The sequence below is a fragment of the Fibrobacter succinogenes subsp. succinogenes S85 genome, from assembly GCF_000146505.1.
In the GTDB taxonomy this organism is placed as follows: domain Bacteria; phylum Fibrobacterota; class Fibrobacteria; order Fibrobacterales; family Fibrobacteraceae; genus Fibrobacter; species Fibrobacter succinogenes.
Map to the genome: position 1 here is coordinate 3717634 of NC_017448.1, position 14256 is coordinate 3731889.

13 protein-coding genes are annotated in these 14256 nt (G+C 50.6%); 10 read left to right on the top strand and 3 right to left on the bottom strand.

Going from position 1 to position 14256, the window contains the following annotated elements; genetic code table 11:
- Positions 1 to 42 precede the first annotated feature (42 nt).
- The 8 genes from FSU_RS15220 (at position 43) to FSU_RS15255 (ending at position 9217) form a co-directional block, all read left to right on the top strand.
- A complete protein-coding gene (locus tag FSU_RS15220; protein WP_014547236.1) occupies positions 43 to 396 on the top strand; it encodes a four helix bundle protein in 354 nt (117 codons plus the stop codon).
- A 31-nt stretch (positions 397 to 427) separates the two neighbouring features.
- Positions 428 to 1678 (top strand): FtsX-like permease family protein, encoded by a 1251-nt coding sequence (locus FSU_RS15225; RefSeq protein WP_014547237.1) that lies wholly within the window; start codon positions 428 to 430, stop codon positions 1676 to 1678.
- Between the two features lie 110 nt (positions 1679 to 1788).
- Entirely contained in the window at positions 1789 to 2460 is a 672-nt protein-coding gene (locus FSU_RS15230) for an ABC transporter ATP-binding protein (protein WP_014547238.1), read from the top strand.
- A gap of 241 nt (positions 2461 to 2701) precedes the next feature.
- Positions 2702 to 5218, top strand: coding sequence for an ATP-dependent Clp protease ATP-binding subunit (locus FSU_RS15235; RefSeq protein WP_014547239.1), 2517 nt, complete (start codon positions 2702 to 2704; stop codon positions 5216 to 5218).
- A gap of 87 nt (positions 5219 to 5305) precedes the next feature.
- A complete protein-coding gene (locus FSU_RS15240) occupies positions 5306 to 5902 on the top strand; it encodes an adenylate kinase family protein (RefSeq protein WP_014547240.1) in 597 nt (198 codons plus the stop codon).
- 253 nt (positions 5903 to 6155) lie between these two features.
- Positions 6156 to 6989, top strand: a complete 834-nt coding sequence (locus tag FSU_RS15245) for a TIGR02147 family protein (RefSeq protein ID WP_014547241.1) — start codon at positions 6156 to 6158, stop codon at positions 6987 to 6989.
- Position 6990: 1 nt separating this feature from the next.
- Positions 6991 to 8301, top strand: a complete 1311-nt coding sequence (locus FSU_RS15250) for a hypothetical protein (protein ID WP_014547242.1) — start codon at positions 6991 to 6993, stop codon at positions 8299 to 8301.
- 37 nt (positions 8302 to 8338) lie between these two features.
- Positions 8339 to 9217 carry a hypothetical protein gene (locus FSU_RS15255; protein WP_014547243.1) on the top strand — a complete coding sequence of 293 codons (879 nt, stop codon included), beginning with the start codon at positions 8339 to 8341 and terminating at the stop codon, positions 9215 to 9217.
- 104 nt (positions 9218 to 9321) lie between these two features.
- Here FSU_RS15255 and leuB read toward each other — a convergent pair whose 3' ends face one another.
- The 3 genes from leuB to ruvA form a co-directional block, all read right to left on the bottom strand.
- Positions 9322 to 10413, bottom strand: coding sequence for a 3-isopropylmalate dehydrogenase (gene leuB / locus FSU_RS15260; RefSeq protein ID WP_014547244.1), 1092 nt, complete (start codon positions 10411 to 10413; stop codon positions 9322 to 9324).
- 119 nt (positions 10414 to 10532) lie between these two features.
- A complete protein-coding gene (ruvB, locus tag FSU_RS15265) occupies positions 10533 to 11570 on the bottom strand; it encodes a Holliday junction branch migration DNA helicase RuvB (protein WP_014547245.1) in 1038 nt (345 codons plus the stop codon).
- Between the two features lie 44 nt (positions 11571 to 11614).
- A complete protein-coding gene (gene ruvA / locus FSU_RS15270) occupies positions 11615 to 12223 on the bottom strand; it encodes a Holliday junction branch migration protein RuvA (RefSeq protein WP_015732365.1) in 609 nt (202 codons plus the stop codon).
- Between the two features lie 284 nt (positions 12224 to 12507).
- Between ruvA and FSU_RS15275 the strand changes: the two genes are divergently transcribed.
- Both FSU_RS15275 and FSU_RS15280 read left to right on the top strand, forming a co-directional pair.
- Complete coding sequence (locus FSU_RS15275; RefSeq protein ID WP_014547246.1) at positions 12508 to 12819, top strand: hypothetical protein; 312 nt, start codon at positions 12508 to 12510, stop codon at positions 12817 to 12819.
- A 174-nt stretch (positions 12820 to 12993) separates the two neighbouring features.
- Entirely contained in the window at positions 12994 to 14256 is a 1263-nt protein-coding gene (locus FSU_RS15280) for a DegT/DnrJ/EryC1/StrS family aminotransferase (protein ID WP_014547247.1), read from the top strand.

The following is a 14256-nucleotide window of genomic DNA, read 5'->3' on the forward strand; positions in this document are numbered from 1 at the left end:
CAGACGAGAGACGAAAGAACGTAAAAGGAAAAGATCTAGAGAATGTTTGCGTATAGAAAACTATTGGTTTATCAGAAAGCTCTGCAATGGTTGCTAGACGTTTATCGTTTGTGTAGAACTTTTCCTGATTACGAAAGATTTGCTCTAACAAGTCAAATTAGGCGAGCTGCTGTTTCTGTGACTTCAAACATCGCAGAGGGTATGAGTCGTTCTTCGGACCGTGAAGTTGTACATTTTCTTGAAATAAGCTATGGATCATTGATGGAGGTTCAAAGTCAATTAGAAGTAGCTCAGTTGTTAAACTACATTTCAAAGGATTCTTTGGATGACGTCGATCCGAAGACTGAGGAAATCGCAAAAATGCTTTCTGGTTTGAAAAAGTCTAAAATGCGATAATCTCTCGTCTCTCGTCTCTCGTCTCTCGTCTATGATTAGTAAGCTCGAACTTCTCATCGCTTGGCGTTACTTGGGGGCTCAACGTAAGAGTCTCTTTGTTTCGCTTATTGGTATTTTCAGTATGCTCGGCGTTTCCATTGGCGTGTTTGCGCTGGTGGTGGCGCTTGCGGCGGTCAACGGTTTCGAAGAAGAGGTCACGGCCCAGATGATTGGGAAGGACGCTCACTTTGAACTGATGGCGTACAATGGCAATCCGATTGGTCCGTACGATAGCCTCACGCAGGAGGTGCAAAAGCGTGTGCCTGACGTAGTCGCTTCGTCGCCGTTTATCGTTTACAAGGTGGGCATCAGCTCCAAGAAGGTGAACGATGGCATTGTCATTTACGGCATTGACCCGGCGACAGCCAAGGGCGTGACGGATATCCATAAATACATCAAGTGGGGAGAATACTCGGTCGACAGTCTTGAAGACATGGGTGGCAAACGCCGTCCGGGAATTATTCTCGGGACTGGGCTTGCGGCGCGCTTGCGCGTTGTCGTTGGTGACAAACTCGTGTTGCAGACATTCCAGAGTCCGGACGAGGCGATGAGTTCGGGTGGCCCGAAGATGATGATGTGCGTGGTGAGCGGCATCTTCGAGACGGGTACTTACGAATACGATGGAAACCTTGCGTATGTCGGCATTTCGGATTTGCAGAAGTTGCTCGGCATGGGGAACACCGTGACCGGCATCCAGTTCCGCATCAAGGATCACTGGAAAGCGGGCGAGGCGGTCGATAGCATGGCGACTTGGCTATCTTATCCGTATTACGGGATGGATTGGAAGTCCAAGAACATCACGCTCCTCAAGTGGATGAACTACGAAAAGTTCATTGTGGCGGCGGTGATTTGTTTGATTATCTTGGTCGCTGCGTTCAACATCATCAGCTCGCTCATCATGGTTGTGATTGACAAGACAAAGGAAATTGGCATCTTGCGTAGCATGGGCTTTAGCAAGGCGGGCGTGATGCGTGTGTTCATGCTGATGGGAAGTTTCATTGGCGTGGGCGGTACCGTTGTGGGTGGAACTGTTGGACTTGTGCTCTGCAAGTTGCAAGAGGCTTACCACTTCATTAAGCTGCCTGGCGATGTGTACGTGATTCCGTATTTCCCGATTTCGGTGCATGCGATTGACGTTATTTTGATTTTTGTGATTGGTATTGTTTTGTGCGTGTCCGCGACGCTTTTGCCGGCGTGGAAAGCAAGCCGCTTGGATCCTGTGGGGGCGATTAGACATGAATGATTTAGACGAAAGAACGCTTCGCCTTTGGCTTCGCTATAGACGAAAGAGTAAAGAGTTTGATATAATTCTTTCGTCTTTCGTCTTTCGTCTTTCGTCTATTGGAGTTTTTTATGTCTAGCTTACTACAAACAGAAAATCTTCGTCGTGTCTTCTCCGAGACGGGTGAATCTCTTGAAATCCTCAAGGGCGTGAATTTTTCGATGGAAGCGGGCGAGCTTGTGGCGCTCACGGGTTCATCGGGTTCTGGCAAATCGACGTTCTTGAATTTGGTCGGAATGCTTGATACACCAACTTCGGGCGAGATTTTGTTCAAGGGCAAGCCGCTTAGTAAATTCAGTAGCGAAGAACGCGATATGTACCATCGGAAGCATGTTGGGTTCGTTTTCCAGTTCCATCACTTGCTCACGGAATTTACGGCGCTCGAAAATGTTTGCGTGCCGGGCCGCATTCTCGGGACTCCCGAAAAGGAATGCCGCGAACGTGCTGAAATGCTTTTGGAAACGGTGGGCCTCAAGGAACGCCTCAAGCACTTGCCGCGAGAACTTTCGGGCGGTGAACGCCAGCGAATTGCAATCGCGCGTGCGCTCATGAACAACCCGTCCCTCGTGTTTGCGGATGAACCGAGCGGTAACCTGGATGAAGCGAATTCGGCGAAATTGAACGAGCTCTTTGGCGAACTCAATGAAAAGTTCCATCAGGCGTTCTTGATTGTGACGCACGATGAAAAGCTTGCTAGTTTTGCAAAACGCCGAGTCGTGATGCATAATGGAGTGATTCAATAGGGACTTGAGCAATGAGGTCGCTCATTTCACTCGCTTTGAGGTCGCCTTGCAAGCAAGGCTTTGAGTGAAATAAAGGAGGCTACGCCTTGACAATTAAAACCTCAAAGGCACGAAGTGCCGTGCTCATAGCCCAGAGCACCGTAGGTGCGACCTCATGCCTATGTTTAGTAACTATCTTTTGAGCGTGATAAGAGAATGAATAGGAGATTCCCGCTCAGCGGCGGGAAAGACAAAAGCAAATATGGCAGATATCAACGGTATTTTTTCAGCTAAGGCAAAAGCAGCGCTGCAGGCGGCACGTATTGCGGCCCGCAATTTAGGGAGCGACTGCGTAACGGTAGAACACCTTTTGTTTGGTCTTGTTCGCGAGGATTCTGGTGTTGCCTCGGAAACGCTCAAGGCTTTGAAGGTCAACCTGACGGAACTCAGTGAGACCATCCAGCGTGCGCTGAGTACGAACGGCGGCCTCATGACGGTCGGTGGCGATTCTCACGGCGGTCTTTTGACATTTACGGGACAGTGCAAGGCGGTGCTTTACAATGCCGCGAAGATTGCCAAGGAAGAAGGCGTCCAGTTCATTGGCCCCGAACACTTGATGCTTGCGATTTTGCAGCAGACCGATTCTCCGGCGGCAGCAACGCTCTCGACGTACAACGTGACGTTTGAAAACTATCAGGAAATGCTGATGCAAATCAAGCGCCAGGCTGACGGACAGCCGATGGATGAAGGTCAGCCCGAAGATGAACCGCGTGAACGTTATACGCAAACTCGTCAGGCGAATCCGCAGTCCCGTTCCAAGACGCCGATTCTTGAACATTTCGGTCGTGACCTCACGGCGATGGCTCGCGCAGGCAAGCTCGATCCGATTATCGGCCGTGAAGCAGAAATTGAACGCTTGATCCAGATCCTTTGCCGTCGCAAAAAGAACAATCCGGCGCTCATTGGCGAACCGGGCGTGGGCAAGACTGCGATTATCGAAGGCCTTGCTCTCAAGATTGTGCAGCGCAAGATTCCGGACCTCTTGGCGAACAAGCGCGTGGTGACGCTTGACGTTGCCGCCATGGTGGCCGGTACAAAGTATCGTGGCCAGTTCGAAGAACGCGTGAAGGGCCTCATCATGGAACTCCAGCGCGTGGGCAATTCCGTGATTCTCTTTATCGATGAACTCCACACGATTGTGGGCGCAGGCGGCTCCGAAGGCAGCCTTGATGCATCAAACATCTTTAAGCCCGCTCTTGCACGTGGCGAACTCCAGTGCATTGGCGCTACGACTTTTGATGAATACCGCAAGTACATCGAGAAGGATCCGGCTCTTGAACGTCGCTTCCAGACGATTATTGTGAATCCGCCGACGGTCGAAGATTCTATCCAGATTCTCGAAGGTCTCCGCCCGAAGTATGAACAACATCACAATGTTCATTACACGCCGGATGCCGTGCGTGCCGCTGTTGAACTTGGTGAACGCTACATCAGCGAACGCTTCTTGCCAGATAAGGCGATTGACGTGCTTGATGAAGCAGGTGCTCGCGTGCGCCTGAATTCCATCAAGATTCCGCAGGACTTGCAGAACATGGAAGACGAGCTTGGTGTCTGCCTCCAGAAAAAGGAAGAAGCGGTAGCCAACCAGGATTACACTTCGGCGGCCCAGCTCCGCGCCCGCGAAGAAGAATTGCAGAACAGCATTGCCGAACGCAAAAAGCAGCTGCAGAGCGAAGAATCCGAAACGCCGGTTGTCGATGACAACGTTATCCGTGACGTCATCAGTAAGATGACGGGAATCCCGGTCCGCAGACTCGGTGGCGAAGAAGCGCAAAAGCTCATCCACCTCGGCGATGAAATCAAGCAGCGCGTGATTGGCCAGGATCAGGCCGTTGATGCGATTGTGAAGTCTATCCGCCGTAGTCGTGCAGGCATTCGCAACAACAAGCGCCCTATGGGAAGCTTCCTCTTCTTGGGACCGACGGGTGTCGGCAAGACGGAACTCGCGAAGGTGCTTTGCAAGGAACTTTTCGGCAGCGAAGATTCGCTTGTGCGTATTGACATGAGCGAATACATGGAAAAGCATAGTGTGAGCCGCTTGATTGGCGCTCCTCCGGGATACGTGGGCTTTGAAGATGGCGGTGGCCAGCTGAGCGAAAAGGTGCGCAAGCATCCGTATTCTGTGGTGCTGCTTGACGAAATTGAAAAGGCTCATCCGGACATATACAACTTGCTCCTCCAGATTTTGGACGATGGCATTTTGACGGATAGCTATGGCCGCAAGATCAACTTCAAGAATACGATTATCATCATGACGAGTAACGCTGGAGCCCGTGAAGTCCGCCATAGCAGTGGCATGGGCTTTACCAAGATGGGCGAGACGGACGATTACGAACGCATGGAAACCGCCATTCGTGAAGAAGTTAAGCGCGTGTTCTCGCCGGAATTTTTGAACCGCGTGGACGAACAGATTGTGTTCCGCGCCCTCTCGAAGAAGGACCTCGTTTCTGTCGTGGACATCCAGATGGGATTCTTGCAGAAGAACCTTTCCGACCGCGGTATCCTCTTGGAAATGAGCCAGGAAGCAAAGGAATTTGTCGTAAACCACAATTACGATGCTTCGCTGGGGGCACGCCCGATTCGCCGCTCCATCCAGAATCTGGTGGAAGACGAAATCGCCGAAGGGCTTTTGCTCGGGACGATGACGGACTTCTCCACGATTTACGTGGGCGTTGAAAACGGCAAACTCTCGTTCAAGTGCGAGAAGATAAAATCGTAGCCTACTTCTTTCGTCTCTCGTCTTTCGTCTTTCGTCTAAATAGCTATATTTGTCGCGAAAATTAACAATCAACCTATGAGGTTATAAATGTCTCAGATTTCTGCAGTTCTTATCTTCGGTGCACCGGGTTCTGGCAAGGGTACTGTGGGCGCAAAGCTCGCCGCTACGACCGCTCTCAAGCACCTCTCCACGGGCGACATCTTCCGTGGCATCGCTCCGTCTAGCGAATCCGGCAAGCTCCTTGCTTCTTACTCCAGCAAGGGCCTCCTCGTCCCGGACGAAGCTACCGTTGAAATCTTCGGCCGCTTTGTTGAAGGTCTCGTGAACACGAACAAGCTCAACCCGGAAAAGGACACCCTCCTCCTCGATGGTATTCCTCGCACGGTTGCCCAGGTCGATCTCATCAAGCCGATCGTTGACGTGAAGCACATCTTCGTTCTCGACATCAAGGACGAAGCTACTATCGTTGCCCGCCTCCTCAACCGCGCCAAGATCGAAGGCCGTAAGGACGACGCTGACGAAAACGTCATCAAGAACCGTCTCAAGGTTTACAAGGAATCCACCGCTAAGGTTCTCGAAAAGTACGATCCGAAGATCATCAGCCACATCGTTGGCGACAACACTCCGGACGAAGTCTTCCTCGACGTGCTCAAGGCATACGTGGACTTCACGAAGAACGCTTAATTCGTTCGCTGAACTTTATTCAGAATGCACCTTGCCTCGCGGCAGGGTGTTTTTTTTGAACTGTCATGCCCGCCACCGAGCGGGCATCCCCTCTTTTGCTTGTCATCCCCGACTTGTTCGGGGATCGGTTTCTTGTATTTCAAAAGCTTTATACTGTGTCATATACGAAAAAATTTTATTTTTGACATTGATTTTTGACTAAAAACGCGTGTTTTGTGTCATAGAAACCTGTAAATAGGGTATATTTGGTAACATGAAACCGATAATAGAATATAAAGATTACCATCCCTTGATCAAGGATTTCTACGAAGATCAAAAGCGGACTTCGTATTTCTCCTGGCGGGAATTTGCGAAACTCGCGGGGTTTTCTTCACCGACTTACTTGCGACTTGTGAGCGAAGGCAAGAGCAATTTGAGCCGAGTGTCGATGAACCGCATGATTTCGGCAATGGGGCTTGCGGGTTTTGAAGCAAACTACTTTATTGCTCTCGTCAATTTTTGCAATGCCAAGGACGATGAAGCTAAAAAGCCGTATTGGAAAGAAATGCGCCAAATTGCGCTTGAATTTAAAGTACGCGTCGTCGATAAGGAGGCTGTTGAATATTTCGATGGCTGGAAAAATCAGGTCGTTCGCGAACTTGCACCGATGATGAGTGGGGCCACCCCAGGGCAGATGGCGAAAACGTGCTGCAACGAAATCTCCGCTGCCGAAGTCAGCAAGTCGCTAGAGTTCCTGACGAAAGCGGGATTCCTGAAAAAAAGTGCGGACGGCTCGTATCGACAGACCGAAAAGAACGTGACCGCGTCAAAGGAAGGCATGGCCTATGCCGTACACTCGATGCAACGCCAAATGTTGCGACTTGCCAGTGAATCTATCGAACGCTTTGAACCGCAAGAGCGTAGCGTGTCAAGCGTGACCCTTACGGTCAATCGCGAATGTTACGAACGTATTGCACAAGAAATCGATGCGTTCCGCAAAAAGATTGCCGCAATGGCTTCGGAAACAGAAGATGCCGATCAAATCTATCATTTGAATATGCAACTGTTCCCGCTAACTTGGAAATTAAAAAAAGATGAGGTGGCTTAGTATGAAAAAGCTTTATAGTTTGTTTGCTCTCGGTGCTCTTTTGTTTGCCGCATGCTCCGATAACGCTTCTCCAGTTTCGGGCTCGACGAGCGTTCCGAACATGGGAAATAATGTAATGCCAAACACGCCTGTGCTGTGCAGCGTGATGGGCGTGACGGATTCCTTGGAAGCCATTGAAAAAGGCTGCATATGGTCTCCTGAAATGTGGGGCCCGACAACGGGCTATCGCGTGCGTACTGGTTATGATAATGGGACGAATACTTCGGGTATTTGGACGGTGAAAACATATCCTGAAGATGCTCATATTGTTATGAAATGGCCTGGGAACGCAACTACAGAATATGATTCGATGGCGCTTGCCGACGTGATTGATAGTTGTGGCGGTAGTTTGTGCGGAACAGCGCTGTTTATGGGAACAAATGATATTCCTAATAGTGATTATTATCGTAAAAATCAACGTAGAGAACTTCATTTTGAATTTTATCTTGCCGGTAAAGATGCATCCGGAAAGTTTGAAAGTGTTGATGCTCGCGATATGGGCGGCATTTGCATTTCGTATTCGGGTCACTTTTACTTGTTGCAACTTATCCCTGATGATTCGCTTGCTGCACTGATGGATGCCACTGTTTACGATGATTATATATGCGGTATGGGAACTGTTTCTAAGACAGATACAAGTGTTAGGGAACTATGCTTTTCATGGGACAATTTTACATTTAATGCAAGTCATGGCCGGGTTCCTGGAAAAATTTATCCATCGAATTATGATGTCGTTTCCCATTTAAAGGGTTTCCGTTTTGTGCTTGATGGATATTTTTATAAAGAAGGTTTTGAAAAGGATTTTAAGATTGCAGGGATAAGTCGCTATAATACGCCTAGAGTTCCTACAAACAACCTTCATCCAGTCAGAACGGATTGTGAACCCGTTTCTGTGATGAGTTCCGTCTGTGAATGTGATTATGCAGATGATAGAATAGATGTTTTAAAAGGAGATAGTGTTTTCAGCAGTTATTATTACTTAATGCAAAATCTTGGCGATGGTGTTGATTCCCTTTCCGAACCAGCGAAGGCTTGTTTTGAAAGCACAACACAAGAATTGGTTGCTTTCTTTGACAAGAAAATGTCCATAAGGGAAAAGCCTTGCGACAACCCGATTCCTCATGAGGTTATGTGTACTGACGGTACGACAAGTGAAACGCTTGAGTATACTGAATTCATGGCAGAATTCAATGATAGGCTTGCAATGTCCTACCAGGATGCTAGCGCAATCGCTGATTCTCTATATGCTCATTGCATGTCGTTAAATAATTGAATCGTAATTGAATCATAAAAACGAGTTGGGGTGAAATATGAAGGTTTCTAAAATTGCTTATGCCATGTTGGTGGCTGTAACGTTGACTGCTTGCTCGGATGTCGGTGATTTGGTGACGGATCCTGCCCTGAGTGAACAAGATAATCGCGTAGCTCTTGACAATATCACGGTCGAAGGCCATGCCTCGCATCTATCTGCATCGACCGCAACAAATTCAACGATGTTGCGACGTGTGGCGGATGCGGGTACCATGGTAAGGATGGCGGAACTGGATTCCGTTACCTTGGATACAACGGGAGTGGTGTTCTATAGTCGCTGCGATGGCTCTACGGGTGAGTTTGCGTTTGACCATGTCTCACTTCGTGGCCCGTATGTGAAAATTGAACTCGCTCCGTATGCGGAAAGCGAATCTTGGCAATGGAACGGTTCCTGGTCTTTTGATTTGTATGATCACGAAAGAGACCGCTTTGTAGCGACGTATAGCGTGATTGTTGATTTGAGAAAGTCAAGGACCGTTGATATAAACGCGATGACGTTTTTGGAAACTTTTCGTTTGCACCGTTTAGTCCGCTCGGGTCGCAGTTTGGCCGATGCCAAGGAACGTGCCGATAAAGAAATCATGAGTGCAGTTGGGCTTTCTGGCGAAACTTTTGATTTTGACAAAAGAGAATATGTTCGTAATCAAGACCACCAAATTGTCAATAACCTGCTAGAGAATTTGATTATTGAGTGGTCGTCCTATGCATCGCCATTGCAGGTTGCAAATGCGTTTGGCAACAAGGGCACGCTTTCAACGGAGAATCCGATTAGGGAATTCTTTGTTGATGAACTAAACGTGTGGAAAGAACAATATCCTGATAGCGACAGCGCCATTGATTATATAAACAGGTTTATAGACGCTCTTCAAGTAAAGTAAAAAACGATAGGAATGTAAGGAGAGAAAAAAAGCGGCCGGAGAAATCCGGTCGCTTTTCCTTTAAAGAAGGGAGATTCCCGGTCAAGCCGGGAATGACAATGTCATTAAGCGAGAGCCTTGATGATAGCATCACCCATACCAGTCGTGCCGACCTTAGTGCAGCCTTCCTGGTAGATATCGCCAGTGCGGTAGCCCTGAGCGATGACCTTTTCGCAAGCAGCTTCGATAGCCTTGGCCGCTTCTTCTTCCTTGAAGGTGTAGCGGAGCATGAGGGCCACGGAGAGGATCTGTGCGAGCGGGTTTGCAATACCCTTGCCTGCGATGTCCGGAGCAGAACCACCGGCCGGTTCGTAGAGACCGAAGGAACCTTCGGCGATAGAAGCGGACGGGAGGAGGCCCATGGAACCGGTGAGCATTGCGCATTCGTCGGTGAGGATGTCGCCGAAGAGGTTCGGGCAGAGGAGCACGTCGAATTCACGCGGGCGCTTGAGGAGCTGCATAGCAGCGTTGTCCACGTAGAGGTGTTCGAGAGTGAGTTCCGGATAGTCCTTGATGACTTCGTTCACGACTTCGCGCCAGAGCACGCTCGTGGTGAGCACGTTGGCCTTATCGATAGAAGCGACCTTCTTGTTGCGGAGCATAGCGGCGTCGAAAGCGAAGCGGGCAATGCGTTCAACTTCGTAGCGGCTGTACTTCATGGTGTCAAAGCCGATTTCTTCCTTGGAGCCCGGAACGCCTTCGCGGCCCTTCGGCTGGCCAAAGTAAACGTCACCCGTCAGTTCGCGGACGGTGAGGATGTTGAAACCGTCGCCGACGATGTCAGCGCGGAGCGGGCATGCGCCTGCGAGTTCCTTGTAAACGCGGGCCGGGCGGAGGTTGCAGAAAAGCTTGAAGTGCTTGCGGAGCGGGAGGAGAGCACCGCGTTCCGGCTGGAGGTTCGGCGGAAGGTGTTCCCACTTCGGGCCACCGACAGAACCGAAAAGAATACAGTCAGAAGCTTCACCGAGCTTGAGGGTGCTTTCCGGAAGCGGAGAACCGCTTTCGTCGTATGCGGCACCACCGACATTTGCCCATTCGGCGTTCACGTCGAAACCGAACTTCTTGGAAACAACGTCCAACACGCGGACAGCTTCTTTCATGACTTCCGGACCGATACCGTCGCCCGGAAGCACTGCAATCTTGTAATTCTTGCTCATTGTTAATCCTTGTTTAAATTTGAACGCCGTAAATGTAGCTATTTAGACTAGAGAGTAGAGACGAGAGACGAGAGATTTGTTGAAATTTTAGCAGTTGCTGATTGAATCTCGCTTAGTCTTTACAGCTCAAGTTCCGTCTGTTCGCTGAACAGAGACTTAGGAAGCGGCTTGTGGAGCATCCTGTACGCATTCAGCGTGGCGATGCGGCCGCGCGGTGTGCGTGAAATAAGCCCCTTCTGGAGCAGGTACGGCTCGTAGACTTCTTCAAGCGTATCCGGTTCTTCGCCCATGGCGGCGCTGATGGTGCCAAGTCCCACAGGTCCGCCATTGAACTTGTCTATCATCATGGCGAGAATCTTGCGGTCGGTCGGGTCGAGACCCTCGCTGTCGATGCCGAGCATTTCGAGCGTCTTGAGCGCTGCTCGTTCGTCGATGACTCCCGTTCCGCGCACCTGTGCCACGTCTCGGCATCGCCTGAGCACGCGGTTCGCCACTCGTGGCGTCCCGCGGCACCGCCCGCCAAGAATCTTGGCCGCTTCTTCCGAGAGTTCTACACCTAAAATGCGTGCGCTACGCATTAAAATCTTGACAATATCTTTTTCGTTGTACAGTTCCAGGCGGTACTGCAGCCCGAAACGGTCACGGAGCGGCCCGGTCAAAAGCCCGCTGCGGGTGGTGGCGCCTACGAGCGTAAAATGCTTGAGGGGGAGGTTCACGCTTCTTGCTGCTGGTCCGGAATCCAGCATGATGTCGAGGCGAAAATCTTCCATAGCGGGGTAGAGGTACTCTTCGACCACGCGGTTCAATCGGTGGATCTCGTCGATAAACAAGATGTCGTTCTCTTGTAGGCTTGTGAGGAGTCCTGCAAGGTCGCTTGCTTTTTCGAGCACGGGGCCGCTTGTGATATGGATGTTGACGCCCATCTCCTTGGCGATAATGCTCGAAAGCGTTGTCTTGCCGAGTCCCGGAGGGCCTGCAAACAAGCAATGGTCAAGCGCATCGCCGCGCTGTTTGGCCGCTTCAATGGCGATAGAAAGGCTTTCCTTGATGTCGTCTTGGCCTGTAAATTCGCTCAAACTAGGCGGTCGCAAGTTGCGGTCGGTATCGCCCTCGTCAAAAGAACACTTCTGCGGTGAAATTATACGCTGATCTTCCATATTATACCTGCGTTGTCACCCGGCCTTCGTGCCGGGGTCGCCTTTTACAAATACTTGAGCGCCTCCGGTATGAGTGCGGCAGCATCCGCCCCGTCCCCAAGAACCTCAACCGCCTTCACGACAGCCTTTTCTGCCGCCGGATCCTTCACCCCGAGCGTATGCAGTGCCAATACCGCCTCGAGCTTTGCTCCCGTCAGCGCTCCGACACTCGTAATCCCGCTACCCTCAACATCGCCGAGCGCCTGCAGCATGTTCGAGGCCTTTTCCTTGAGCGTTAATGTCATCTGTTCGCAGGTCTTTTTGCCAAGTCCCTTGATTTTCCCGAGTGCGGACTTGTTGTCGCTTGCAATCATGTTCAAAAGGTCTGCCGGTGTGCTTCCGCTCAGAATCCGCTGTGCGAGCTTCGGCCCGACTCCGTTGACCTCCAAAAGCATCAGGAACAGGTTCTTTTCGGTCGTATCCGCAAATCCAAAAAGCGTCATGGAATCTTCGCGCACCACGAGGTTCGTGTGCAAAATGACTTCGGCGCCCTCTTCGGGCAGCTTGCCTGCCGTAAAAGCCGAAATATTGACGCCGTAACCGACTCCCGCGCACTCCACAACCACAAACGTGGGGGATTTCTGCACCAAAACGCCTCGAATTCGCTCAATCATAAAATCTCCAAAATATGCACTTTTGTGCTACTGCACGAATATACACTATTTTCGCTTACGTGTCAAGAGAAAACTTTATAAAAGCTTTGGAAACTGATGGTTTGATGTTTTGCTCTAAACGAGGTCTATAATCCGCAGTTTTTAACAAAAATGCGGATTGTATTCAGCAAAAATTGTGAAAAATTGTAGAATTTATTCCGCAAAGTTCCTGAATTTTACAAGCGGTACCGAAATTAAACCTGTTTCGCTTCAAGAAATTGTGACGCACGCACGCCGACGATAAGATGGCGCTCCTTGAAAAAATAGACAAGATTTATCTTTCGAACCCGACTCTTTGTTGCTCTCAATCGGATGGCAAACCCGATATTGGGAACTTACGGGAAACTGCATTCCTTTCCTTGATGCGGGTAAACAACCGCGTGGCTTCTTCGCCTGTTTCTGATTTTTTGATAGACGGCATGACCTTCGAGGTTGGTGGCAAGAACAAGAAAAAAAGGCAAATAGAATCTGTAGAGAACGGCTTTGTCGTCAAGGACGATATTGAGCACGGGTTCCTCAACACGATTCCGTTATGGGCGTTTGGATTAAATTATTAGTCCTCCCAACTCAAAAAAATAAGATTTCTGTCATTTAATGAGCAGTAACCCTACAAAATTACAGAAATATTACTTATATTTTTGCAACAATAGTTTAACATTCGACATAACTGGTCTGGGCGACGGTCGCCTTACCTTATATGTGTCGGAACTACCCCGAGGTTGCGGTAATCCATGACGCGTTTCGAGAAGAAGGTCTGGCTCTCTAGCCCCACGATGCACGGCGACGAAATCAAGTACGTTACCGAGGCTTACGAAACCAACTGGATGAGCACCGTCGGCGCGAACATCAACGAGGTCGAAAGGCTCGCTGCCGAGAAGGTCGGCTGCAAGTACGCCGTCGCGCTCTCCGCAGGCACCGCCGCACTCCACCTCTGCACAAAGCTCGCTGGCGAAGCCCTTTACGGCATGCCCAAGGCGGGCGAAGGTTCGCTCCGCGGACACAAAGTGTTCTGCAGCGACATGACGTTCGACGCCACCGTGAACCCCATCGCCTACGAGAACGGCGAGGCCGTGTTCATCGACACCGAATACAAGACCTGGAACATGGACCCGGTCGCCCTCGAAAAGGCTTTTGAAATTTACCCGGACGTGCGCCTGGTGGTACTCGTACACCTCTACGGAACCCCGGCCCGCGTTGACGAAATCCGCACCATCTGCCAAAAACACAACGCCCTCCTCATCGAAGACGCTGCCGAAAGCTTCGGTGCAAGCTACAAGGGCAAGCAGACCGGCAACTTCGGCGACTACAGCGCCATCAGCTTCAACGGAAACAAGATTATCACAGGCAGTAGCGGCGGCATGTTCCTCACCGACAGCAAGGAAGACGCCGAAAAGGTGCGCAAGTGGAGCACACAGAGCCGCGAGGCCGCCCCGTGGTACCAGCACGAGGAAATCGGCTACAACTACCGAATGAGCAATGTGATTGCGGGCGTGGTACGCGGCCAGATGCCCTACCTTGAAGAGCACATCGCTCAGAAAAAGGCCATCTACATGCGCTACAAGGAAGGCCTGAAAGGGCTCCCGGTGCAGATGAACCCCTACGACGCCGAGAACAGCGAACCGAACTTTTGGCTCAGCTGCCTGATCATCGACAAGGATGCCATGTGCAAGCAGGTGCGCGGCGAAACCGAGGCCCTTTACATCCACGAAAAAGGCAAGAGCTGCCCGACGGAAATCCTCGAGCGCATCGCCGCCATGAACGCCGAAGGTCGCCCCATCTGGAAACCGATGCACATGCAGCCCATGTACATGAGCCACGCATTCATCACTGCCAACGGGAACGGTCGCGCCCGCACGAATGCCTACATCGCCGGAGGAATCCAAGATGTTGGTGCCGATATCTTTGCCCGCGGGCTCTGCCTCCCGAGCGACAACAAGATGACCCCCGAACAGCAGGACGCCATCATCCAGACCATCAAGGAATGCTTCGAGTAA